The organism is Leucobacter sp. M11 (genome assembly GCF_035726885.1).
Taxonomy (GTDB): domain Bacteria; phylum Actinomycetota; class Actinomycetes; order Actinomycetales; family Microbacteriaceae; genus JAPFRB01.
This window is the reverse complement of record NZ_JAPFRB010000004.1, coordinates 185,346-185,884: the sequence shown is the minus strand read 5'-3', so window position 1 is coordinate 185,884 and position 539 is coordinate 185,346. Positions and strand designations below refer to the sequence as shown.

At 69.0% G+C, this 539-nt stretch carries 1 protein-coding gene; it reads left to right on the top strand.

Going from position 1 to position 539, the window contains the following annotated elements:
* Positions 1 to 58: 58 nt before the first annotated feature.
* A partial coding sequence (locus OOT08_RS12825; protein WP_325093132.1) for a tripartite tricarboxylate transporter permease occupies positions 59 to 539 on the top strand: 481 nt, incomplete at its 3' end.

Below are 539 nucleotides of genomic sequence, written 5' to 3'. Positions count from 1 at the left end.
GGTCTGCTCGGGTTGTCGCTGCCCGCCGGTCCGCTGTTCTCCTGGATCGGGTTCCTCAATGGATAATCTCCCCCACCTGCTGGAGGGCTTTGCCACCGCGTTGCAGCCCCTCTACCTGCTCTACGCCCTGCTCGGCGTCTTCGTCGGGACCGCCGTTGGGGTGCTCCCCGGGATCGGCCCGGCCATGACCGTGGCGCTGCTGCTCCCCCTGACCTATTCCCTCGATCCCACGGGCGCGATCATTCTCTTCGCCGGGATCTACTACGGGGGCATGTACGGCGGGTCGACGACCTCGATCCTGCTGAACACCCCGGGTGAGTCCTCGTCGATTGTGACGGCGCTCGAGGGCAACCGGATGGCGAAGGCGGGCCGCGGCGCCGCCGCGCTGGCCACCGCCGCGATTGGCTCCTTCGTGGCGGGGACGATCGCCACCGTTGGGCTCACCTTCCTCGCCCCGACCCTCGCGTCCTTCGCGGTCTCGCTGGGACCGGCGGACTACTTCGCCCTCATCGTGGTGGCCTTCCTCACCGTCGGGGCGT